This window comes from Herbaspirillum sp. WGmk3 (assembly GCF_023952535.1).
In the GTDB taxonomy this organism is placed as follows: Bacteria; Pseudomonadota; Gammaproteobacteria; order Burkholderiales; family Burkholderiaceae_D; genus Herbaspirillum; species Herbaspirillum huttiense.
The window spans coordinates 1-250 of record NZ_JAKYWT010000124.1 but is presented as its reverse complement, the minus strand read 5'-3'; the positions used below and the strand labels follow the sequence as shown (position 1 = coordinate 250).

Genomic DNA, 250 nt, shown 5'->3' with positions numbered 1-250 from the left:
GGCTCGTAGAATGGCTGGATCATGACTTCTCCGTCTTCCGCACCGACGTTGATCGCCCCCTCCGAGGCCGCGCGTGCCAGCGACGGTCGCGCACGCACGTACGAGGTCCGGACATTCGGCTGTCAGATGAATGTCCACGACTCGGAGCGACTGTCGGGATCCTTGGAGAGCGCCGGCTACGTGCGCGCCGAGGCGGGGAGCGAAGCCGACGTCATCGTGATCAACACATGCGCCGTGCGTGACAATGCTG

Annotated in this window: 1 pseudogene; it reads left to right on the top strand. The window is 64.8% G+C overall.

Annotation, left to right across the window (positions count from 1 at the left end):
* Nucleotides 1-21: 21 nt before the first annotated feature.
* A pseudogene (locus tag MKD49_RS26490) lies at nucleotides 22-250 on the top strand (hypothetical protein); the annotation flags it as partial.